The sequence below is a fragment of the Rhizobium sp. CIAT894 genome (assembly GCF_000172795.2).
GTDB lineage: Bacteria > Pseudomonadota > Alphaproteobacteria > Rhizobiales > Rhizobiaceae > Rhizobium.
This window is the reverse complement of sequence record NZ_CP020947.1, coordinates 4,291,454-4,312,433: the sequence shown is the minus strand read 5'-3', so window position 1 is coordinate 4,312,433 and position 20,980 is coordinate 4,291,454. Positions and strand designations below refer to the sequence as shown.

At 61.2% G+C, this 20,980-nt stretch carries 22 protein-coding genes; 13 read left to right on the top strand and 9 right to left on the bottom strand.

What is annotated here, in order from left to right:
- The first annotated feature begins 60 nt into the window (after positions 1 to 60).
- Positions 61 to 633, top strand: coding sequence for an NAD(P)H-dependent oxidoreductase (locus RHEC894_RS21180; protein ID WP_085738728.1), 573 nt, complete (start codon positions 61 to 63; stop codon positions 631 to 633).
- A gap of 159 nt (positions 634 to 792) precedes the next feature.
- On the opposite strand, the gene RHEC894_RS21175 is transcribed toward RHEC894_RS21180, so the two are convergent.
- The 4 genes from RHEC894_RS21175 to RHEC894_RS21160 all read right to left on the bottom strand — a co-directional run bounded on the left by RHEC894_RS21175 (position 793) and on the right by RHEC894_RS21160 (position 4,238).
- The gene (locus tag RHEC894_RS21175; RefSeq protein WP_085738727.1) at positions 793 to 1,554 is read right to left on the bottom strand and encodes an amino acid ABC transporter ATP-binding protein; all 762 of its coding nucleotides are present in this window, start codon (positions 1,552 to 1,554) and stop codon (positions 793 to 795) included.
- Entirely contained in the window at positions 1,551 to 2,231 is a 681-nt protein-coding gene (locus RHEC894_RS21170; protein ID WP_010069168.1) for an amino acid ABC transporter permease, read from the bottom strand. Before RHEC894_RS21170 ends, RHEC894_RS21175 begins: the two co-directional genes overlap by 4 nt.
- 210 nt (positions 2,232 to 2,441) lie before the next feature.
- Positions 2,442 to 3,215, bottom strand: a complete 774-nt coding sequence (locus tag RHEC894_RS21165; protein ID WP_010069169.1) for an amino acid ABC transporter substrate-binding protein — start codon at positions 3,213 to 3,215, stop codon at positions 2,442 to 2,444.
- A 153-nt stretch (positions 3,216 to 3,368) separates the two neighbouring features.
- Entirely contained in the window at positions 3,369 to 4,238 is an 870-nt protein-coding gene (locus RHEC894_RS21160; RefSeq protein WP_010069170.1) for a DMT family transporter, read from the bottom strand.
- Between the two features lie 208 nt (positions 4,239 to 4,446).
- Here RHEC894_RS21160 and RHEC894_RS21155 point away from each other — a divergent pair, with 208 nt between their 5' ends.
- The 4 genes from RHEC894_RS21155 (at position 4,447) to hisC (ending at position 9,008) form a co-directional block, all read left to right on the top strand.
- Positions 4,447 to 5,223, top strand: a complete 777-nt coding sequence (locus RHEC894_RS21155) for a DeoR/GlpR family DNA-binding transcription regulator (protein WP_085738726.1) — start codon at positions 4,447 to 4,449, stop codon at positions 5,221 to 5,223.
- A 63-nt stretch (positions 5,224 to 5,286) separates the two neighbouring features.
- Positions 5,287 to 6,480 carry an MFS transporter gene (locus RHEC894_RS21150; protein WP_085738725.1) on the top strand — a complete coding sequence of 398 codons (1,194 nt, stop codon included), beginning with the start codon at positions 5,287 to 5,289 and terminating at the stop codon, positions 6,478 to 6,480.
- A gap of 199 nt (positions 6,481 to 6,679) precedes the next feature.
- Positions 6,680 to 7,930: a flavodoxin-dependent (E)-4-hydroxy-3-methylbut-2-enyl-diphosphate synthase gene (gene ispG, locus RHEC894_RS21145; protein ID WP_085738724.1), complete on the top strand. Its 1,251-nt coding sequence runs from the start codon at positions 6,680 to 6,682 to the stop codon at positions 7,928 to 7,930.
- 16 nt (positions 7,931 to 7,946) lie between these two features.
- Positions 7,947 to 9,008, top strand: a complete 1,062-nt coding sequence (gene hisC, locus RHEC894_RS21140) for a histidinol-phosphate transaminase (protein WP_010068875.1) — start codon at positions 7,947 to 7,949, stop codon at positions 9,006 to 9,008.
- A 7-nt stretch (positions 9,009 to 9,015) separates the two neighbouring features.
- Here the strand turns inward: hisC and RHEC894_RS21135 are convergent, their stop codons facing one another.
- Positions 9,016 to 9,930, bottom strand: a complete 915-nt coding sequence (locus RHEC894_RS21135) for a polyprenyl synthetase family protein (protein ID WP_010068874.1) — start codon at positions 9,928 to 9,930, stop codon at positions 9,016 to 9,018.
- Positions 9,931 to 10,065: 135 nt separating this feature from the next.
- Here RHEC894_RS21135 and mtgA point away from each other — a divergent pair, with 135 nt between their 5' ends.
- From mtgA to RHEC894_RS21110, 5 genes are all read left to right on the top strand, one after another.
- Positions 10,066 to 10,803: a monofunctional biosynthetic peptidoglycan transglycosylase gene (gene mtgA / locus RHEC894_RS21130; RefSeq protein ID WP_085738723.1), complete on the top strand. Its 738-nt coding sequence runs from the start codon at positions 10,066 to 10,068 to the stop codon at positions 10,801 to 10,803.
- Between the two features lie 96 nt (positions 10,804 to 10,899).
- The gene (locus RHEC894_RS21125) at positions 10,900 to 11,622 is read left to right on the top strand and encodes a DUF1868 domain-containing protein (RefSeq protein WP_085738722.1); all 723 of its coding nucleotides are present in this window, start codon (positions 10,900 to 10,902) and stop codon (positions 11,620 to 11,622) included.
- 13 nt (positions 11,623 to 11,635) lie between these two features.
- Positions 11,636 to 12,283, top strand: a complete 648-nt coding sequence (locus RHEC894_RS21120; RefSeq protein WP_085738721.1) for a glutathione S-transferase family protein — start codon at positions 11,636 to 11,638, stop codon at positions 12,281 to 12,283.
- A gap of 156 nt (positions 12,284 to 12,439) precedes the next feature.
- Positions 12,440 to 12,625, top strand: coding sequence for a 50S ribosomal protein L32 (gene rpmF / locus RHEC894_RS21115; protein ID WP_003543812.1), 186 nt, complete (start codon positions 12,440 to 12,442; stop codon positions 12,623 to 12,625).
- 191 nt (positions 12,626 to 12,816) lie between these two features.
- Positions 12,817 to 13,224 carry a hypothetical protein gene (locus tag RHEC894_RS21110; protein ID WP_085738720.1) on the top strand — a complete coding sequence of 136 codons (408 nt, stop codon included), beginning with the start codon at positions 12,817 to 12,819 and terminating at the stop codon, positions 13,222 to 13,224.
- Here the strand turns inward: RHEC894_RS21110 and phaR are convergent.
- The gene (gene phaR / locus RHEC894_RS21105) at positions 13,219 to 13,791 is read right to left on the bottom strand and encodes a polyhydroxyalkanoate synthesis repressor PhaR (protein WP_085738719.1); all 573 of its coding nucleotides are present in this window, start codon (positions 13,789 to 13,791) and stop codon (positions 13,219 to 13,221) included. The genes RHEC894_RS21110 and phaR overlap by 6 nt on opposite strands.
- Positions 13,792 to 14,032: 241 nt before the next feature.
- Here phaR and RHEC894_RS21100 point away from each other — a divergent pair, with 241 nt between their 5' ends.
- Positions 14,033 to 15,214 carry an acetyl-CoA C-acetyltransferase gene (locus tag RHEC894_RS21100; protein WP_085738718.1) on the top strand — a complete coding sequence of 394 codons (1,182 nt, stop codon included), beginning with the start codon at positions 14,033 to 14,035 and terminating at the stop codon, positions 15,212 to 15,214.
- Between the two features lie 72 nt (positions 15,215 to 15,286).
- Positions 15,287 to 16,012, top strand: coding sequence for a beta-ketoacyl-ACP reductase (locus RHEC894_RS21095; protein WP_010067794.1), 726 nt, complete (start codon positions 15,287 to 15,289; stop codon positions 16,010 to 16,012).
- A 122-nt stretch (positions 16,013 to 16,134) separates the two neighbouring features.
- On the opposite strand, the gene RHEC894_RS33085 is transcribed toward RHEC894_RS21095, so the two are convergent.
- The 3 genes from RHEC894_RS33085 to RHEC894_RS21085 form a co-directional block, all read right to left on the bottom strand.
- Positions 16,135 to 16,293, bottom strand: coding sequence for a hypothetical protein (locus RHEC894_RS33085; RefSeq protein WP_010067795.1), 159 nt, complete (start codon positions 16,291 to 16,293; stop codon positions 16,135 to 16,137).
- Between the two features lie 189 nt (positions 16,294 to 16,482).
- A complete protein-coding gene (locus RHEC894_RS21090; RefSeq protein ID WP_004674249.1) occupies positions 16,483 to 16,743 on the bottom strand; it encodes a glycine zipper domain-containing protein in 261 nt (86 codons plus the stop codon).
- Between the two features lie 27 nt (positions 16,744 to 16,770).
- On the bottom strand, positions 16,771 to 16,926 hold the full coding sequence (locus RHEC894_RS21085; protein WP_003543790.1) for a DUF3309 family protein: 156 nt from the start codon (positions 16,924 to 16,926) through the stop codon (positions 16,771 to 16,773).
- Between the two features lie 808 nt (positions 16,927 to 17,734).
- On the opposite strand from RHEC894_RS21085, the gene RHEC894_RS21080 reads away from it, so the two are divergent.
- On the top strand, positions 17,735 to 20,980 hold the full coding sequence (locus RHEC894_RS21080) for a DEAD/DEAH box helicase (protein ID WP_085738717.1): 3,246 nt from the start codon (positions 17,735 to 17,737) through the stop codon (positions 20,978 to 20,980).

Genomic DNA, 20,980 nt, shown 5'->3' with positions numbered 1-20,980 from the left:
TGGTGTGCCCTGTCAGGCGCGGCGCTCCAGCGACCCCGCCGTTCAACAGGAAAGAACCCCATGAGCAAGCTGAAGATTGCCGTTATTGTCGGCAGCACGCGTATTGGCCGTTTCGCCGAACATCCGGCCAAGTGGATCGCCGAATTGGTCGGCCAACGCCCCGATCTCGAAGTCGAGATTCTCGATCTTCTCGATTATCCCATGCATTTCTTCGGCGAAGAGCGTGCCACGACGGCGGAAAGCGAATCCGCCGAGCGCTGGAAGAAGAAGCTGCGCGAATTCGACGGTTTCATATTCACGGTCGCCGAATACAACCATGCGCCGACGGCGGTTTTGAAGAACGCGATCGATCTTGGCGAATTCATCCAGAAGCCGGTCGGTTTTGTCGGTTATGGCGGCGTCGGCGGCGCACGTGCGGTCGAGCAGCTTCGTCTGATCTTCGTGGAAATGAGCGCTGCTTCCGTCAAGACCGGCGTCCATATTGCCTTCAGCGAATATCTTGCCGTTCTCAAGGAAGGCAAGAGCCTTGGCGATTACGCGCATCTCAACGAGGCTGCCAAGAACCTGCTCGACCAGATCACCTGGTGGGGCAATGCGCTGAAGGCAGCGCGCTCCGTCGTCACCTCGGCCTGAGGCAGGTCGCTTAGAGCATGTCGCGCAAAAGTGTGCCGCGGTTTTGCGACAACGACATGCGTAAAAACAAAGACCTAAAGCACGTCACATGAATCAAATTTGACGCGACGTGCTTTAGACAAAGCGTCTCACGTGAATCATGATTCACGTGAGACATGTTCAGATATCGTAGGTATGGGCGGCGTTGATCGTCGAGATGAAGCGCTTGGTGCGTTCGCGCTCCGGCGCGGTGAAGATTGCCCTGGCGCTGCCCGTTTCCACCACGCTTCCGGCTTCCAGGAAGACGACGTCATTGGCGATCTTCGAGGCAAGCCTGAGATCGTGGGTCGCCATCACCATCGTCGTGCCTTCGCTGGCCAAACGGCCGAGCACGTCGACCACCTCGGCCGAAAGCTCCGGATCGAGCGCCGAGGTCGGCTCGTCGCAGAGAAGCACGCGCGGCGACGGCGCCAGCGCCCGGGCAATCGCCACACGCTGCTGCTGGCCGCCCGAGAGCGTCGACGGCCAGGCATCGGCCTTATGGGTCATGCCGACCTTGGTCAGCAGCTCCATCGCGCGTTCGCGCGCCTTTTCCTTCGGCCACCTCAAGACCGTCACCAGGCCTTCCATGACATTTTCGATCGCGGTCTGATGCGGGAAAAGCTGGAAGTTCTGGAAGACCATGCCGGTCTGGCGGCGGATCTTCTGGATTGCCTGCCAGCTCGTTCGTTTGTCCGGTGCAAAGCTCAGCGTTTCCTGCCCGAGGCGGATGGAACCTGATGTCGGGATTTCGAGCAGGTTGATGCAGCGCAGCAGCGTGCTCTTGCCGCCGCCGGACGGCCCGACCAGCGCGGTGACGCTGCCTTCGGGAATGCGGATGCTGATATCCTTCAGGATGACGGCGTCGCCGAAGCGTTTTTCGATGTTGGAAAGCTCGATCATGCATTGGCCTCCAGCATGCCGCCGTAACGCGCGAAGCGGCGCTCCAGCCGCACCTGCAACTGCGAGAGAACGGAGCTGAGCACGAGATAGAGCAACGCCGCCTCGATATAAAGGATCAGCGGCTCATAGGTGGTGGCGACGATGCGCTGCGCTGCCTGGAAGAGCTCCGGCACGGTGATGGCGGCGGCAAGCGAGGTATCCTTGACCAGCGAAATGAAGGTGTTCGACAGCGGTGGCACGGCGACGCGGGCGGCCTGCGGCAGGATGGTGCGGCTCATCGCCTGACGCCAGCTCATGCCGATCGAATAGGCTGCCTCCCATTGGCCCTTGGGCACGGAGGAGATGACGGCGCGGATGATTTCGGAACTATAGGCGCCGATATTCAGCGTAAAGCCGATGAGGGCAGCGGGAAAGGCATCGAGCAGGATGCCGATGCTCGGCAGGCCGTAGAAGATCACGAAGAGCTGGACGAGCAGCGGCGTGCCGCGGATCACCCAGACATAGAAGCGGGCGATGGCTGCAACAGGCGCGGGGCCGAAAAGGCGGGCGATCGCGGTGATCAGGCCGAGGACCAGGCCGAAGGCGAAGGACAGCAGCGTGAGGGGGATGGTGAAGATCAGCCCCGCCCAGAGAAGCGAGGGAAGCGATTCCGCCATCAATTGGAGCCAGTGCGGCAAGGGGGTGCTCCCTCTCGTGGATTGGTGGGTCCGAGATGTACCCCTCCCCAACCCCTTCCCACAAGGGGGAGGGACTTACCCAGCCTCTCGCGCCGCGCGAAATAGCAGCCGAACTGCAGGCCGAAACGGTTATTTTGAGATGAGGCGGTCCGCCATTTAAGCCCCTCCCCCTTGTGGGGAGGGGTTGGGGAGGGGTCTTTTCCCGGGGACTTACTTCGAGACGTCCTGGCCGAAATATTTATCGGCAATCTTCTTGTAGGTGCCGTCGGCCTTGATGTCGGCAAGGGCCTTGTTGATTTCGGCGAGAAGCTCCGGCTCGTTCTTGCGGATGATGACGCCGGAGTAATCGGCATTTTCCTGCTGGGCGGCGATCTTTACCGGCGCGTCGGGCTTGTGCTTCTTGAAGTCGAGGAAGGACAGGCTGTCGTTGATCGTGGCGTCGGCACGCTTGGTCAGCACCAGCTGGATCGACTGGTCGAAACCGTCGGTGCCGACGAGCTCGGCGCCGGCTTCGGTTGCGAGCTTGCCGAAGTTGCTGGTCAGCGACTGGGCGGATTTTTTGCCCTTCAGGTCGGCGAAGGTCTTGATGCTGTCGTCACCGTCGCGGACGATCAGCACGGCCTTGGAAGCGATATAGGGCTCGGAGAAATCGTATTTCTGCTTGCGGGCTTCGGTGATGCCGACCTGGTTGATGACGGTGTCGTAGCGTTTGGCGTCGAGGCCGGCGATCAGGCCGTCCCACTTGCCTTCGACGAATTCGGCCTTGACGCCGAGCTTGGCGGCGATGGCCTCGCCGATTTCGACGTCGAAGCCGACGAGCTTGCCGCTTTCGTCATGATAGGTGAAGGGCGCATAGGTGCCTTCGGTGCCGATCTTGAAGACGCCGGTCGATTTGATGGCGGCGAGGTTTTCGCCGGCATGGGCGGGCAGGAGGGCAGCAGCCTGAATGAGGGCAGCGGCGGCGACGGTTTTCAGCCAGTTCATTGTTTATCCATCCTTGGGAGGTTGTTATCGGATGAGGGATAGTTCGCAGAAAACTAGGGCGCCGGAAGCGTAAAAAACTGCGAATAAAAGCAGCAACTGCAAATATTTTTCTCAAGCGGCCGGTTGAACCGGGAATCCCTTGGAAAATATGCATCAAACCGCGACGTGGCGGCGCAGCCTTTCGCTGACGATGATGATCAACCCGGCCCCGAGGATCATGCATGCGCCGGCAATGACATTCTGCGTGGGGAGATCGGCCCAGATCAGGTAGCCGAGGAGGAAGGCCCAGATCAGAGAGGTATATTTGAATGGCGCGAGCACGGAGACAGGCGCCCGGCGCATGCCTTCGAAAAGGGCAACCTGCGCCAAGCCGGCGACGACGCCGGTGGCGACGAGAAGCGCCAGCTGCGTCATGTCGGGCGTCCGCCAGGTGTAGAGAACCGCAACGCCCGTCATAGCAAGGAAGAAGACGTTGGAGACGGTTAGCTGGACGATGGTCTTCTCGTGCAGCGAGGTCTTGCGCAGCAGGACCATGGCGGCGGCCCAGAGAACGGCTGCCTGCAGCGCCAGGTAGACCGGCCAGGAGATGGTGAGGCCGATGGGGTTGCAGGCAATGAGCACGCCGACGAAGCCGACGCCAACGGCAAGCCAGCGCGCCGGTGTGACCTCTTCCTTCAGGATGAGCCATGCAAGCAGGGTGCCGACGACGGGTGCGGCGTAATAAAGCGTGGTCACTTCGGCCAGCTGCAGGCGGCTTGCGGCGGAATAATAGGAAAGCCAGGCAGAGAGAAGAAGGGTGCTGCGCAGGATCATCGGCTTGATGATCGGCGATGTCATCGTTTGGTGGACGAGCTTGCCGCGGCCATAGGCGAGACAACCGAGCAGAATGGTGAGGCTGCGGAAAAACAGGATCTGCCAGACCGGAATGGTTGAAGTCAGGATCTTGATGATCGCATCGTGGAAGGTGAACGCCATATAGGCGACGCTCGTGAGCAGAATGCCCAGGCTGACGGAGTTTTTCACGGGGAATGCACCAGATGGCGGTATGGCGGCGGGGACCTGAGAATATCCGATCGATATTCTCAGGCCCCGAACCGGTCAAGAGGCGATATGCCGCTCCGGTGGCGCTTTGTTTCATAATGTCAGAAAACGTGTGATCGTGCATATTGCCTGCACGTTTATCAGCGTTTATGCACGTTTTACGTATTTGAGATATTCATCCGGTAGGAACATGCAGGATTTTTTGTTGCGAGAGCGTCAAGGTGTAATTTCGGAAAGGCTGCGGCTCAATGGCCGCGTGCTGGCGGCGGAACTTGCGCTTGAATTTGGCGTCTCCGAGGATACGGTGCGGCGCGATCTGCGCGAAATGGCGGCGGCGGGCCTTTGCGAGCGAGTTTACGGCGGCGCATTGCCGGTTTCGCCGGCGCACGGAAGCCTGACGCAGCGCATGGGATTTGCCGCCGATCGGAAGCAGGCGCTGGCGCGCGCTGCGGCCGAGCAGATTGCTGCCGGTTCGTGCGTGTTTTTCGATGCCGGCAGCACCAATCTGGCGATTGCCAATGCCTTGCCCGCCGAACTCGAACTGACGGCCGCGACGAATGCGCCGGTGATTGCCGCCGCGCTCATCGACAAGCCCGCCGTCAACGTCATCCTGATCGGCGGCATGGTGGACCGGCAGACGGGCGGGGCGCTTGGCGCCAAGGCCCTGCGGGATATGGAACAGATTTCACCCGATCTCTGCATTCTCGGCGCTTGCGGCGTCGATCTCGAAGCCGGCATCACCGCATTCGGCTTCGAGGATGCCGAATTCAAGCGGTTTGCCGCATCAAGGAGCAGAAAAGTGCTGGCGGCGGTCACCTCGGAGAAGTTCGGCACGGCTGCGCCGCACAGTATCCTGCCGGTTGCGCATTGCGAATGCCTGGTCGTCGAGCACGATGCCGATCCGGCCGTTCTTGCGGGTTACCGCGAACGCGGATGCAGGACCGTCATCGCCGAAAAAACGAACTGACCCGCCGTTACAGAGTTAAGAAAAACGGGCGCTCCCAAGCCCGGTAGTGAGGAAAGACCGAAAATGGACAGTCATGTGAGTACGCCACGGGGAGCCCGAAGCGGCTTCATCACCAGAAGCAGGACGGCGGTTTCCCTGCTCTTTCTCATGAACGGTTTCGTTGTCGGCTGCTGGGCGCCGAAAATCCCGGATTTTGCCGAGCGACTGGCGCTCTCCAAGTTCGAGCTCGGGTTGATGATCCTCGTCTTCGGCCTCGGCTCGCTGGTCATGATGCCGATCGCCGGTGCGCAGATCGCCAGACACGGCTCGCGCGTCGTCGCTCGGGTAGCGGCCGTCTGCGTGCTGCCGCTGCTGCTGGCCTTGACACTGGCGCCGAATGTGATCACCGGCGCAATCTCGCTCTTCCTGTTCGGCGGCTTCATCGGCGCAATGGACGTGGCGATGAACGCCAATGCGGTGTCCGTCGAAAAATCCATGCGCCGCGCCATCATGTCGTCCTGCCACGCCTTCTGGAGCCTTGGCGGCCTGATCGGCTCAGGCCTCGGCGGTATCGTGATTTCCAAGCTCGGCATTCTTGGCCATGCGCAGCTGGCGACGGTGCTGGCGGCGATCTTCGTGGCCGTCGCCTGGCCGATGGTCCTCGCCGATCCGCCGCATCCCGATGCCAAAAAGGAAAAGACGAAGCTGCCGATGGTGCCGCTGCCCTGGCTGCTCGGATTGATGGCTCTTTTTTCGATGGTGCCGGAAGGCGCGGTTCTGGATTGGGGCGCGCTCTATCTGCGACAGGAAATGGACGCCTCCGTGGCGCTCTCCGGTCTTGGTTTCGCAGCCTTTTCGGCGACCATGGCGATCATGCGCTTTGCCGGCGACCTGGTGCGCGATCGTCTCGGCGGCGTCAAGACGCTGCGGATCTGCACGCTGTTTGCCATTGTCGGCATGCTGCTTGCAGGCATGGCGCCCAATGCCGAGCTTGCCATTCTGGGCTTTGCCTTTTGCGGTATCGGCATTTCCAACATGGTGCCGATCGCCTTCTCGGCGGCGGGCAATATCCCCGGTCTCAAGCCCGGCATCGGCATCTCCGTGGTCACGACCATGGGGTATTCCGGCATGCTGGTTGCGCCGTCGCTGATCGGCTTCGTCGCCGAGCATATCGGTTTTGCCGTCGTTTTCATGGCGCTGCCGGTGCTGCTGCTGGTCGTCCTGGCGTTCTCCAAGCTGGCCCATTATGCCGATGGGGTCTCCGGGGGCGGCCATTGAGCCGCCTCCAAACAAAAGTGATATCGGGGGCGGTTGACAAGAAAGCGGTCATGATCCACCTGAAAGGCACTGTTTCTAAAGCGCGTCGCAATCTTTCAGATTCGCTCCTCGCGCTTTAGGTCTTTGTTTTACGCATGTCGTTCTCGCAAAACCGCTGCACACTTTTGCGCGACATGCTTTAGGGGTGCAAGAACTCTTCATGTCTTCAGCCGCCGATTTTGATCCGAAACCGCGCCGCGCTTCCATTGCCGTCGATGTCGGCGGCGTTATCGTCGGCGGCGGAGCACCGGTCGTCGTGCAATCCATGACGAATACCGATACGGCCGATATCGATTCGACCGTCGCCCAGGTTGCGGCCCTTCACCGGGCGGGCTCGGAACTGGTGCGCATCACCGTCGACCGCGACGAGAGTGCCGCTGCCGTGCCGAAGATTCGTGAGCGGTTGCTGCGGCTCGGCATGGACGTGCCGCTGATCGGCGACTTTCATTATATCGGCCACAAGCTGCTTGCCGATCATCCCGATTGTGCGGCAGCGCTGGCGAAATATCGCATCAACCCCGGCAATGTCGGCTTCAAGGACAAGAAGGACAAGCAGTTCGCCGAGATCATCGAGATGGCGATCCGCTACGACAAGCCGGTGCGCATCGGCGTCAACTGGGGCTCGCTCGATCAGGATCTGCTGACGGCGCTTATGGATCAGAACGCCGCAGCCGGATCGCCGCTTTCGGCCCGGCAGGTGACGCGTGAAGCGATCGTACAGTCGGCGCTGCTTTCGGCAGCCCTTGCCGAAGAGATCGGCCTGCCGCGCAACCGCATCATCCTTTCGGCCAAGGTCAGCCAGGTCCAGGACCTGATTGCCGTCAATTCCATGCTCGCCGAACGCTCCAATCATGCTTTGCATCTTGGCCTGACCGAGGCCGGCATGGGCACCAAGGGCATCGTCGCCTCGTCGGCGGCGATGGGCTTCGTGCTGCAGCAGGGCATCGGCGATACGATCCGCGTGTCGTTGACGCCCGAGCCGAACGGCGACCGCACGCGCGAAGTCCAAGTGGCGCAGGAAATCCTGCAGGTCATGGGCTTCCGCCAGTTCATACCCGTCGTTGCCGCCTGTCCCGGCTGTGGGCGCACGACGTCGACAGTCTTCCAGGAACTGGCTCAAAACATCCAGAACGACATCCGCAAGAACATGCCGATCTGGCGCGAGAAATATCCGGGCGTCGAGGCGCTGAACGTCGCCGTCATGGGCTGCATCGTCAACGGGCCGGGGGAAAGCAAACATGCCGATATCGGCATTTCGCTCCCGGGCACCGGCGAGACGCCGGCCGCCCCCGTCTTTATCGACGGCAAGAAGGCGCTGACGCTGCGCGGCCCCAATATCGCCGCCGATTTCGAGGCGCTCGTCGTCGACTATATCGAGAAGCGCTTCGGCCAGCGGACGGCGGCGGAATGAGGGCCTGGAAATTCGCATGAGCCGATACTGGTCTGATATCGTCAGCAAGCTTCGGCCCTATGTCGCGGGGGAGCAGCCTCGTATCCCCGGCCTGGTCAAGCTCAACACCAACGAGAATCCCTATGGGCCGTCTCCAAAGGCGCTCGAGGCGATCGCTGAGGCGGCGGACGATCGTCTGCGGCTCTATCCCGACCCGGCCGCCACTGAATTGCGCGAAACGATCGCTGCCCGTCACGGTCTGACGGCGGACGAAGTGTTCGTCGGCAATGGTTCCGACGAGGTTCTTGCCCATGCGTTTCAGGCGCTGCTGAAACACGAGCTGCCGCTTCTCTATCCCGACGTGAGCTACAGCTTCTATCCGACTTATAGCCTGCTATACGCTATCGAGGCGGTCGAAGTGCCTGTCGACGACAGGTTCCAGATCCGGCTGGCGGATTACGACAGGCCGTGCGGCGCGATCATCATTCCCAATCCGAATGCGCCGACCGGCATCGGCCTGCCGCTTGCCGACATCGAGGCGCTTGTCGCCACCCATCCCGATACGGTCGTGGTGATCGACGAAGCCTATGTCGATTTCGGCGGTGAAAGCGCCATCCCGCTTATTTCCCAATATCCCAATCTGCTGGTTATTCAGACCTTGTCGAAATCCCGCTCCTTTGCGGGACTGCGCGTCGGTTTTGCGCTGGGACAGCGGGAGCTGATCGAGGCGCTGGAGCGCGTCAAGGACAGCTTCAATTCCTATCCGCTCGACCGCCTGGCGCAGGTCGCAGCGACGGCGGCGATCAAGGACGAAGCATGGTTCGAGACCTGCCGGAGCAAGCTTATCGCCAGCCGGGACAATCTCGTTCGGGAACTCGAGGCGCTGGCTTTTCAGGTGCTGCCGTCTCAGGCGAATTTCGTTTTCGCACGGCACGAAAGCCGGCCGGGTGCTGCGCTGCAGGCGGCCCTGCGGGAACGTGGCGTTCTCGTCCGGCATTTCGCCAAGCCACGTATTTCGGATTTCCTGCGCATCAGCATCGGCACGGACGAGGAATGCGCCCGTCTCGTTTCCGCTCTCAAGGCGATCTTGGCAGTCTGACTGGCGTTCAGCTCTTCCGGTCGGCGATGAAATGCGCTGCGGCGATGAGGATCGAGGCGCGGGCGCCGTAGGGGGCAAGCAATGCCTCGGCGTCGCGGACATGCCGGCGGAGTTCGGTCTCGGCCCATTCCATGCCGTGCAGGGCGACAAGCGTTCCCTTGCCGCGGGCCGCATCCTTGCCGGTCGCCTTGCCCATGGTTGCGGTGTCCGACGTCAGGTCGAGGATGTCGTCGGCGAGCTGGAAGGCAAGACCGATCTTCTCGCCGAAGGCGCGCAGGCGCAGGCGATCGTCCGGTGAACCTGCCGAGATGATGGCGCCGGCCTCGCAGGCAAAGCGGATCAGCGCACCGGTTTTCATCGCCTGCAGGCGGATGATGCCGGCCTCGTCGGGGGCCTGCCTTTCCGCTGCGAGATCGAGCGCCTGGCCGCCGGCCATGCCGCCGAGACCGGCAGCGCGGGCGAGAGCCAGCACCAGCGCTGCCTTGCTCGTATCGGGAAGGGCCGTTTCCGGTGCGGCGATGATGTCGAAGGCGTAGGTCAGCAGGCTGTCGCCCGCGAGGATCGCGGTGGCTTCGTCGAACTTGATATGAACAGTCGGTTTGCCGCGGCGCAGATCATCATCGTCCATGGCCGGCAGATCGTCATGCACGAGCGAATAGCAGTGGACGCATTCCAGCGCTGCGCCGACCCGAAGGGCCGCCCCGGCGTCACCGCCGAAGAGGGCCGCACTTTCGACGACCAGGAACGGGCGCATCCGCTTGCCGCCGTTCAGCACGGCATAGTGCATGGCGCTGCGCAGGGTCTCGGGTCTGGCGATTTCATCGGAAAGGGTCGCTGGTGACAGCAATATGTCGAGCAGCGCCTCAATTTCGTGGGCGTTGTGCTTCAACCTCGTCTCGAAAGTGTCCCGGTTCGCGTCCATGGGCGCTGTTTGACATGAGCGCACAGCCGCTTGCAACGGAATTGTCGATGGCGCAGGCAAGATTCCCTCTGTGCTCTGGCATAAGCGGCGCACAGGGGTTATGAGAACGATAGGAGCGAAATCGGGCTGGGGACATTGGATATAGCGCCAGAGATAGAGGACAGCGTCGACGCGCCGGCCCAGCGGCGATGGTTCGCAGACCGGCGTGTGTTGAAACGCATTGTCTGTGCGGTGCTGGCCCTGCTGATCCTTCCCTATGCGTTGATCTTCTTCTACCTGCTGCCCTTCATTCACCCGGTCTCGACGCTGATGCTGCGCGATCTCGTGCTGTTGCGCGGCTATGACCGCCGATGGGTGTCGCTTGATGAGATCTCCCCGGTTCTGGTGCAATCGGTGATGATGTCCGAGGATGGGCAATATTGCTTCCACGGCGGCGTCGACTGGGCCGAGATGCGCATGCTGGTCGAGGATACGCTGAAAGGCCAGGCGACGCGCGGCGGCAGCACCATCCCGATGCAGACGGCCAAGAACCTGTTTCTCTGGAACAGCCGCTCCTTCGTGCGCAAGGCGATGGAGCTTCCACTGGCCGTCTCCACGGATTTCGTCCTGTCGAAACGACGGCTGATGGAAATCTATCTCAACATCGCCGAATGGGGTCCAGGCATCTACGGCATCGAGGCGGCGGCCCAGCATCATTTCAAGGTGCCGGCCTCGAAGCTGACGCGGCGCCAGGCTTCGCTGCTTGCCGTCTCGCTGCCGAACCCGATCGATCGCAACGCCGGCAAGCCCGGACGAGGCCTTCGCCGGCTTGCGGGCGTGATCGAGCGGCGGGCGCAGGGTTCTGGCGACTACATCAAGTGCATCTATGATTGAGATCAGAACTTGTCGTTGGAGGTGGTGAGCGTCATCTGACATTCTTGGTTCTGCCATATGGGCTGATGCAGTCCCATCAGAACCCTTGAGTCGCCCATGACCGTCACGACGTTTTCTCGCGAGCTTCTTGTTTATTCGAAGGCACACAATCCGAACCCGCCGGCCCATCTCGGCAGCCGCTACCGCAAGGCCGGCGGTTTCCTGCCAGAGGCCGGCAACACTATCGTCTGCCATGTCGAAAAGGGTTCGCAGACACAGACGGTGCTGATCGAGGCGCGCGAGACATATCTGGCAATGCCGGAGGCGCAGCAGTTCCTGTTCACGCCGATATCGAGCCTGCATATGACGCTTTTCGAAGGCATCATCGAGACCCGGCGCCGGGAGAACGCCTGGCCGGGCGATCTCCCGCTCGAGACGCCGATCGAGGACATGACCGCGCTGATGGCGGCGCGGCTCGAAGGCTTCTCGATGGCCGATCCCTTCGCTGTCGCTGTCGTCGAAGCTCGCCCGTCGGGTCTGCTCGTCGACGGGGCGACGGAAAAAGACCGCAGGATCATGCGTGCCTGGCGCAACGCCTTTGCCGATCTTCTCGGCTATCGCCAGCCGAGCCACGAGGACTACAAGTTTCACATGACCTTCGCCTATCCGATCGAACGACTGGAGGACGAAGCCTTGCCGCGCTGGCAGGCGATGCTTATCGACGTGGCCGAGGATATCCGCCGCAAGGCCCCCGTTTTCGAGCTGACGCCGCCGGCCTTCTGCGTGTTCGAGGACATGAACCATTTCCACGAATTGCTGATCTTCGATTTCAACACCTGAACGGGAGAAGCCCATGGACAGACCGGTGCTTTACATCGCCAACAAGAATTATTCCTCCTGGTCGTTCCGGCCCTGGATGGCGCTGACGGGCGTTGGCATCGATTTCGAGGAAGTCCTGATTCCCTTCGACTATCCCGCCGGCAATCCCGACATCAAGGCCATTTCGCCAAGCGGCAACGTGCCGGTCCTGCAGCACGGCGCTTTGAAGATCTGGGAATCGCTGGCGATCATCGAATATGCCGCCGAGCTTTATCCGGAAGCCGGCCTTCTGCCGGGCGATCGTGCCCAGCGGGCGGTCGCCCGTTCGGTGTCGATGGAAATGCTCTCGGGCTTCCGGGCTCTGCGCGGCGCCTGCCCGATGAATATCCGCCGGCCGAAGGCCAGGATCGTCTTGCCGAATGGTGTCGATGCCGATGTCAATCGCATCGAGACGATCTGGCGACGCCTGCTGCAGCAATCCGGCGGGCCGTTTCTCTTTGGTGCATTCAGCGGTGCGGATGCGATGTTTGCGCCTGTCGTCAACCGGTTCGACATTTACGACCTCGTCAGCCGGGACGATACGCTCGCCTATATGAAGACCATGAAGGCGCATCCGGCCTGGCGGAAATGGGAAGAGGCGGCTCGCGTCGAGCGTTGGATCGTGGCGGAAGACGAAGTCTGAAACGGGAATCATCGCTTCCGCAAAAAATATGGATGGGGACTGGTCAAGGCCGCCCCTTGCATGTATAAGCGCGCAAAATTTCCGAAATCGCGACATGTCCGTTTCGGCCGCCAGTCTGGCCGTGGGAATGTTTTGCCCGCAAGTGGAGTAAGAGAAATGGCTGTACCGAAGAGAAAAACAAGCCCGTCCAAGCGCGGTATGCGCCGTTCGGCAGACGCGCTGAAGGCTCCGACCTATGTCGAAGACAAGAACTCCGGCGAACTGCGTCGCCCGCATCATATCGACCTGAAGACCGGCATGTATCGCGGCCGTCAGGTTCTGACGCCGAAGGAAAGCGCATAATTTTCCGATCCGGCTTGTCCGATCGAAAGTTTCAAAGGCCGGCGTCACGCCGGCCTTTTTGCATTTCGACTTCGCGGCCATATTGGAACAGTTTGCGCGATATCGCTCCGTCGGCAAATATAATCTTTGCAATGGCTTGAAGTGGGACAACGGTTTACGGCAGTATTCTCTTCCTGCCAGGAGATCTGCCGATGATAGCCGCCATGCCGCTGATGATTATCCCGTTTATTCTTTACAATCTGGCCGTGGTCGGCCTGATGGGGGATGGCGGCATTGCCGCGCTGCATCATGACGTGATTGTGCTGTCGATGCTCTCGGGCGCCATCTGGAGCATGGCGCTCGGCGATCTCCTCATCGTCGTCGCCCTTGTCGTGCTGTTCTTCGAAATCCTGAAGGCGACCAGGCCTGGTTCCGGCAACCTGATGAACCATATCTTGTCGATGCTGGTCTTCATCGTCTTCCTGGTCGAGTTTCTGCTCGTCCAGGATGCCGCGACGCAGGTATTCTTCATTTTGATGACGATCGCCCTGATCGATGTGATCGGCGGTTTTGCCGTCTCGATCCGGAGCGCCGGGCGGGATGTGTCTATTGGACTATAGGTTGTCGAGCTTGTTCTGAAGGGCGCGCAGCTGTTCCTTCAGCTCGTCGATATCCTTGGCCTCGGCCTTGCGGCTTTCCTTGGCGGGTGGAGTCATGAAGGGCGAGAACATCTGCATCGCCTGCTGGAACAGCTCGGTGTTGCGGCGAACCTGGTCTTCCACCATCTGCATCGGCAGTTGCAGGTTCTTGCCGAGCGGTGTCTCGCCGAAGGCGCGGTTCACCTGCTCGCGCATCTGGGACTGCTGTTCGGTGAAGGCGCGCATCGAATGTTCGAGAAAACTCGGCACGACCATCTGCATCTGATCGCCGTAATAGGTGATGAGCTGGCGCAGGAAGGATATCGGAAGCAGGGTGTTGCCGGTCTTCGATTCCTGTTCGAAGATGATCTGGGTCAGCACCGAATGGGTGATATCATCTCCGCTTTTTGCATCCTGGACGATAAAATCTTCGCCCTTCTTCACCATCTCCGCCAGGTCTTCCAGCGTGACATAGGTGCTGGTACCCGTATTGTATAGCCGGCGATTGGCGTATTTCTTGATGACTATCTGACCCTCATGCTTCGCCATATCAGTCTCCTGGACCCCCGTCTGAATTATGGATATTCCTCCACTTCAGACTGTAGACGCAAAAGAAGGCCGGTGACAATCTCTTTGTGCGATGCGGCAAACCTTTCACAGAGCAGATGAATCGGCTTTGGCGCCGGCCGCCGAAAAATGACGGCAGCCGGTCTTCGCGTTTGACTTGTGCTGCAAGCTTTGCCAGTTTCCACTTATGTAAGTGAGACGAAAAACGAGGAGGAGCGTCCCCATGAGCAATTCATCCGTCGTCATCGCCAGCGCAGGCCGAACAGCCGTCGGCTCGTTCAACGGCGCTTTCGGGACCGTTCCCGCGCATGAACTCGGCGCGGCCGTCATCAAGGGTGCACTCGCGCGCGCCGGCGTCGATGCCGGCGAAGTGGATGAGGTGATCCTCGGCCAGGTGCTTGCCGCCGGTGAGGGCCAGAATCCGGCCCGCCAGGCGGCGATCAAGGCCGGCATTCCGAAGGAGGCAACGGCCTGGGGCGTCAACCAGCTCTGCGGCTCCGGTTTGCGCGCCGTCGCACTCGGCATGCAGCAGATCGCCACCGGCGATGCCAAGATTATCGTGGCCGGCGGCCAGGAATCCATGTCGATGGCGCCGCATGCCGCGCATTTGCGCAGCGGCACGAAGATGGGCGACATGAAGATGGTCGACACGATGATCAAGGACGGCCTGACCGACGCCTTCCATGGTTATCACATGGGCGTCACCGCCGAGAATATCGCGCGCCAGTGGCAGCTTTCGCGCGACGATCAGGATCAGTTCGCCGTCGCCTCGCAGAACAAGGCTGAAGCGGCGCAGAAGGCCGGCCGTTTTGCCGACGAGATCATCCCCTACCTCATCCAGACGCGGAAGGGCGACGTGACCGTCGATGCCGACGAATATATCCGCCATGGCGCCACGCTGGAAGCAATGGGCAAGCTGCGTCCGGCCTTCGACAAGGACGGCACGGTCACGGCCGCCAATGCCTCCGGCCTCAACGACGGTGCGGCCGCAGCCGTGCTGATGAGCGAAGCCGAAGCTATCAGGCGCGGCATTCAGCCGCTCGCCCGCATCGTTTCCTGGGCGACGGCCGGCGTCGATCCTTCGATCATGGGCACCGGCCCGATCCCGGCGTCGCGCAAGGCGCTGGAGAAGGCTGGCTGGACGGTCGGCGATCTCGATCTCGTCGAAGCCAACGAGGCGTTTGCGGCCCAGGCCTGCGCCGTCAACAAGGATCTCGGCTGGGATCCATCGATCGTCAACGTCAATGGCGGGGCGATTGCGATCGGCCATCCGATCGGCGCCTCCGGCGCGCGCGTTCTCAACACGCTGCTGTTCGAAATGAAACGCCGCGGTGCCAAGAAGGGCCTCGCCACGCTTTGCATCGGCGGCGGCATGGGTGTGGCCATGTGCTTTGAGGCGCTTTAAACAGCATACGATCCGTCATTGATTGAAAAGCCCGCCACGAGGCGGGCGAAAAACAAAGAAGGGGAGTGGAACATGGGCAGAGTGGCTCTGGTCACTGGTGGTACACGCGGCATCGGCGCGGCGATTTCCGTAGCATTGAAAAATGCCGGATACAGGGTTGCCGCCAACTATGCCGGCAATGACGAGAAGGCCAAGGCCTTCCACGACGCCACCGGCGTTCCGGTGTTCAAATGGGATGTTTCGGATTACGCTGCCTGCGGCGAAGGGATCGCCAGGATCGAAAGCGAGATCGGTCCGGTCGAAATCCTCGTCAACAACGCCGGCATCACCCGTGACGCAATGTTCCACAAGATGACGCCGCAGCAGTGGCACGAGGTGATCAATACCAACCTCACCGGCCTGTTCAACATGACGCATCAGGTCTGGACCGGCATGCGCGACCGCAGCTTCGGCCGCATCGTCAATATCTCCTCGATCAACGGCCAGAAGGGCCAGATGGGCCAGGCGAATTATTCGGCCGCCAAGGCCGGCGATCTCGGCTTTACCAAGGCGCTGGCTCAGGAAGGGGCTGCCAAGAACATCACCGTCAACGCCATCTGCCCCGGTTATATCGGAACCGAGATGGTGCTGGCCGTGCCGGAGAAGGTGCTGAACGAACGCATCATTCCGCAGATCCCCGTCGGCCGCCTCGGTGAGCCTGAGGAAATCGCGCGCTGCGTCACCTTCCTCGCCTCCGACGATGCCGGCTTCATCACCGGTTCGACGCTGACGGCCAATGGCGGACAGTTCTTCGTTTAAGACAGAACGGACGCTTGTCGCTTTCTAAGCAAAGGCGCGTTGCAGGACGCGCCTTTGCTTTTTGAGGCAGTGAGAACGCTGCCCGCACGATGCTTTGAGGGGATCGTGACTCTTTTTGGGAGTCAGAAGCGCTTGCCGGTGTTCTGGCCTCGCTGAACCTGAATCTTGACCGGCACTGGCTGCTGCGAGCGATCTCTGCTGAGAAGAGCTGAGATCGCGGTTGTCAGGAACGCCGCGGCGACGAGAACGGCGACGGTTGAACTTAGGACAATCTGGTCCATGAAAATATTCCTTCACTGCGTCGGGCGATGGTGCCTGCCCGGTGCTCACGAAGGAAATATGCGCCTGGCTGAGGGGCGCGGGTAGGTTTGACTTTCGCGACCCAGTGTCAACGGTTCATTGACCGCTGCGGCTGGCAAGAAAAAACGGGCGCAGAAGCGCCCGTTGGGAGTCCGATATGCTTTCGCCGGTCAGTAGCGGCAGCGAGCCTCGTAGCGGCGGCCGTAGCGGTCGCGATAGATGCAATAGCCGCGGCGTTCGACCGACTGGCCGATGAGAGCGCCGGTCAGGCCGCCGGCAACGGCGCCGACTGCGGCACCACCCCAGCTGTTGGTGACGGCGCCGCCGATGATAGCGCCAGTGCCGGCACCGATCGCGGTACCTTGCTCGGTCGCCGTGCACGACGCCAGGGCGCCGACGAGCGCACCAATAAGAACAATCTTCTTCATCATGTCGTAACTCCCCAGGTTAGTTGGCCTTTAGATGCGGCCCATTAGTACAAGGATAATGATAATCACGAGAACTAGCCCCAAACCGCCGGAAGGTCCATAGCCCCAGCCACGGCTATAACCCCAATTCGGCAAAGCTCCGATCAAGAGCAGAATGAGGATAACAAGTAGTATGGTGCCTAGCATGATGTGTTTCCTTCATTTCATCGGCAATTTGGATGGACGAGAAACACGCATTGGCGATTTTTGTTCCCGGTTACATGGCTGAAATGTGACGAGGCTCGATTCACGGTTTAATTTCGGTGATCTCCGAAAAATGCCGATATGGTTAAAAAGCTGTTTAAATACAATATGTTGCGGTGAACAAAGAGGGAAAGTCGCGATGTCGCCGATTCGTCAGCGATTCGTTCCGTATTTGATCAGCACCGTAATCTCGCCGCCTTTGGCTTAACGCTGCCTGAATCCGGCTTCCGAAAGATTAACGCCGCTGCGAGGAGGCCGGGCGAAAGGACCTGCCGCCGATCCGCATCTAGCGCCCGGAATTGATGACACCACCAGATGTGGGCGTGAACAAAAAGTGAAAGCAGGGGCGTCGGCGATTCGTCTCCGATTCGTTCCGCCTTTGGTCGAGAGGTTAATTTCCGGACGGATTTTCGCCTGTTCAAGACCCGGCGGAAATCGCAGTCACGCCGACGAATATTGGGAACGGGAGAGAGTCTTACGATTCAGCATCTAGTGGGAAAAAGTGATTCAAAATCAATACTTAGCCGTGAACAAAAGCTGAATCATCCGGAGTCAGCGATTCGTCGCTGATTCGTTCTCAGGCTGTTCCGAATCGCATATTCGGGTGTTCCGCAAGACTCGCAAAGGTCGTAATCGCCGAGGCATTTTGAAATCTGCCCTTGCGTTTGCGGCGCCACCTGTCCATGTGTTCTTTAGCTTCCGTCGAGAAGCCGAGATTTTCCTGGGGCGCCCGCCCCATTTGCATGGACCGATGATTCTGACTTCGCAGCCGATGATTCTGAGTGGACGCGGTGTAACCGCGGTGCTCGGGCCGACCAATACCGGCAAGACCCATTATGCCATCGAGCGCATGGTCGCGCACGGGACCGGCGTGATCGGCCTGCCGCTCCGGCTGCTGGCGCGCGAGGTCTATACGCGGGTTGTGGAGAAGGTCGGCGCGCAGAATGTGGCGCTGGTCACCGGTGAGGAAAAGATTTCGCCGCCCAATGCACGTTTTTCGGTCTGCACCGTCGAGGCGATGCCGCGCGAGACCAAGGCCGCCTTCGTCGCGATCGACGAGGTGCAGCTCGCCGGCGATCTCGAGCGCGGCCATATCTTCACCGACCGCATCCTGCATCTTCGCGGCCGCGAGGAAACGCTGCTGCTTGGTGCTGCGACGATGCAGCCGATCCTGCAGCAGCTCCTGCCCGGCATCACGATCGTCGAGCGGCCGCGGCTTTCGCATCTCTTCTACGCCGGGCAGAAGAAGATCACCCGGCTACCGCAGCGCTCGGCGATCGTCGCCTTCTCGGCCGACGAGGTCTATGCCATCGCCGAGCTCATCCGCCGGCAGCGCGGCGGTGCTGCGGTCGTGCTCGGCGCGCTCAGCCCGCGCACCCGCAATGCGCAGGTCGCACTCTACCAGGCCGGCGATGTCGAATATCTGGTGGCGACCGATGCGATCGGCATGGGCCTCAACCTCGATGTCGATCACGTCGCCTTCGCCCAGGACCGGAAATTCGACGGCTACCAGTTCCGCAATCTCAATCCGGGCGAACTCGGCCAGATCGCCGGCCGCGCCGGACGGCACGTGCGCGACGGAACCTTCGGCGTCACCGGGCAGGTCTCGCCTTTCGACGAGGAGCTGGTGCAACGGATCGAGGGGCACGAATTCGACAACGTCAAGGTTTTGCAGTGGCGCACGACCGAGATGGACTTCTCCTCGATCCACGCGCTGCGCGCCAGCCTCGAAGCGGGGCCGCGCGTGCCGGGGCTGACGCGGGCACTGCCTGCGGTCGACCAGCAGGCGCTGGAACAGCTTTCGCGTTATCCCGAGATCGTCGATCTCGCCGACAGGCCGGCTCGCGTCGAAAAACTCTGGGAGGCTTGCGCGCTTCCCGACTATCGGCGTATCACCCCGGCACAACATGCCGATCTTATCTCCACCCTCTTTTCCGATCTCGTCCGCTATGGCACGGTGAACGAGCAGTTTCTCGCGGAGCAGGTTCATCGCTCCGATCGGATAGATGGGGAAATTGACACGCTTTCGGCGCGAATCGCGCAGATAAGGACCTGGACCTATGTTTCGAATCGGCCTGGTTGGCTTGCCGATCCGACACACTGGCAGGAAAAGACGCGGGAAATCGAAGATCGATTGTCCGACGCGTTACATGAAAGGTTGACGAAACGCTTTGTTGATCGCAGGACATCTGTGCTCATGAAGCGCCTGAGAGAGAATGCGATGCTGGAAGCTGAAATCAGTGTGAATGGCGATGTCTTCGTTGAAGGACATCATGTAGGGCAATTGAGTGGATTCCGTTTCACGCCGGTGGCGAGAACGGACGGACCGGATGCCAAGGCGGTTCAGGCTGCGTCGCAGAAAGCGCTCGCGCTCGAATTCGAGGCCCGTGCGGCTCGAATTCATGCCGCCGGCAACAGCGACCTGGCGATCGGCGCCGACGGGTTGATCCGCTGGATTGGCGACCCGGTGGCGCGGCTTTCGGGCAGCGATCACATCATGCGCCCGCGCGTGATCCTGCTCGCCGACGAGCAGTTGACGGGCAATGCGCGCGATCATGTCGCCGCCCGTATCGAGCGCTTCGTCAATCATCATATCAGCACGGTGCTGAAGCCGCTCGACGATCTGTCGCGCGCCGAAGACCTGCAGGGTCTCGCCAAGGGGCTGGCATTCCAGCTCGTCGAGAATCTCGGCGTGCTGTTCCGCCGCGACGTCACCGAAGAAGTGAAGTCGCTCGACCAGGAGGCCCGAGCCTCGATGCGCCGCTACGGCGTGCGTTTCGGCGCCTACCATATCTTCGTTCCGGCACTGCTGAAGCCGGCGCCGGCCGAGCTCATCACGCTGCTGTGGGCGCTGAAGAACGACGGTCTGGACAAACCGGGCTATGGCGATCTCATTCCGGTGCTGGCTGCCGGCCGTACCTCCGTCGTCACCGATCCGAGCTATGAGCGGATGTTCTACAAGCTCGCCGGCTTCCGCTTCCTCGGCAAGCGCGCGGTGCGCATCGACATTCTCGAAAGGCTTGCCGATATCATCCGTCCGCTGCTGCAGTGGAAGCCGGGTCAGAACAACCGTCCGGAGGGCGCCTATGACGGTCGCCGCTTTACGACGACGACGGCGATGCTGTCGATCCTCGGCGCGACGCTTGAGGACATGGAAGAAATCCTCAAGGGTCTCGGCTATCGCGCCGATGCCGTGAAGGCGGAAGAGGCATCGGCCCATCTTGCGACGCAGGACGCGGTTTCGACGCCGGCTGCAGCCACCGAAACGCCTGCGGACGAGACAGCTGAAAAGGCCGATCACGACGACGCCGACGGGGCGACGGAGGAGACTGCTGCCGAGCCGGCCGCGACCGAGGCGGCTTTGGATGTTGTCGACACGACTGTGACGGAAGCGGTGGAAACCCCCGCTTCGGCCGAAGCATCGGCTGCCACGGAGGCTGCATCCGCCTCTGAGGAAACGGTGTCGGCGCCTGGGGAAGCAGTGGCTGCTTCCGGGGAGGCCGGCGAGCCGGTGGAACCGAAGCCGGTTCTTCTGTGGCGTCTCGGCGGCCGCAACGACAATCAGCGCCAGGCGCGCGGCGGGCATGGCGAACGCCGTGGCGGCCAGGGCCAGGAGCGCGGACAGAACCAGGAACGCGGCGACCGCAATCGCCGGCCTGGGGGCGGTGAAGGCGGCGAGGGCAATCGCGGCGGCGAAGGCCGCGACAATAATCGTCACAATCGCAAGGACGGTGGCGGTCGTGATGGCGGCCGGCCGCAGCAGGCAAGAGGCGACCGCAACAACCAGCCACGGGGCGATCAGCCGCGCGGCGACCGGCAGGATCGCGGCGATCGCAAGGATCGCGGTGACCGCAACGATCGTAACGACCGCAACAACAATCGCGGCGCTTCGCAGCCGCTGCGCTTCGAGGCCAAGCCGCCGCGCAAGGAAAAGCCGATCGATCCGGATTCACCTTTCGCCAAGCTCGCGGCTCTCAAGGAGCAGATGAAGAAGTAA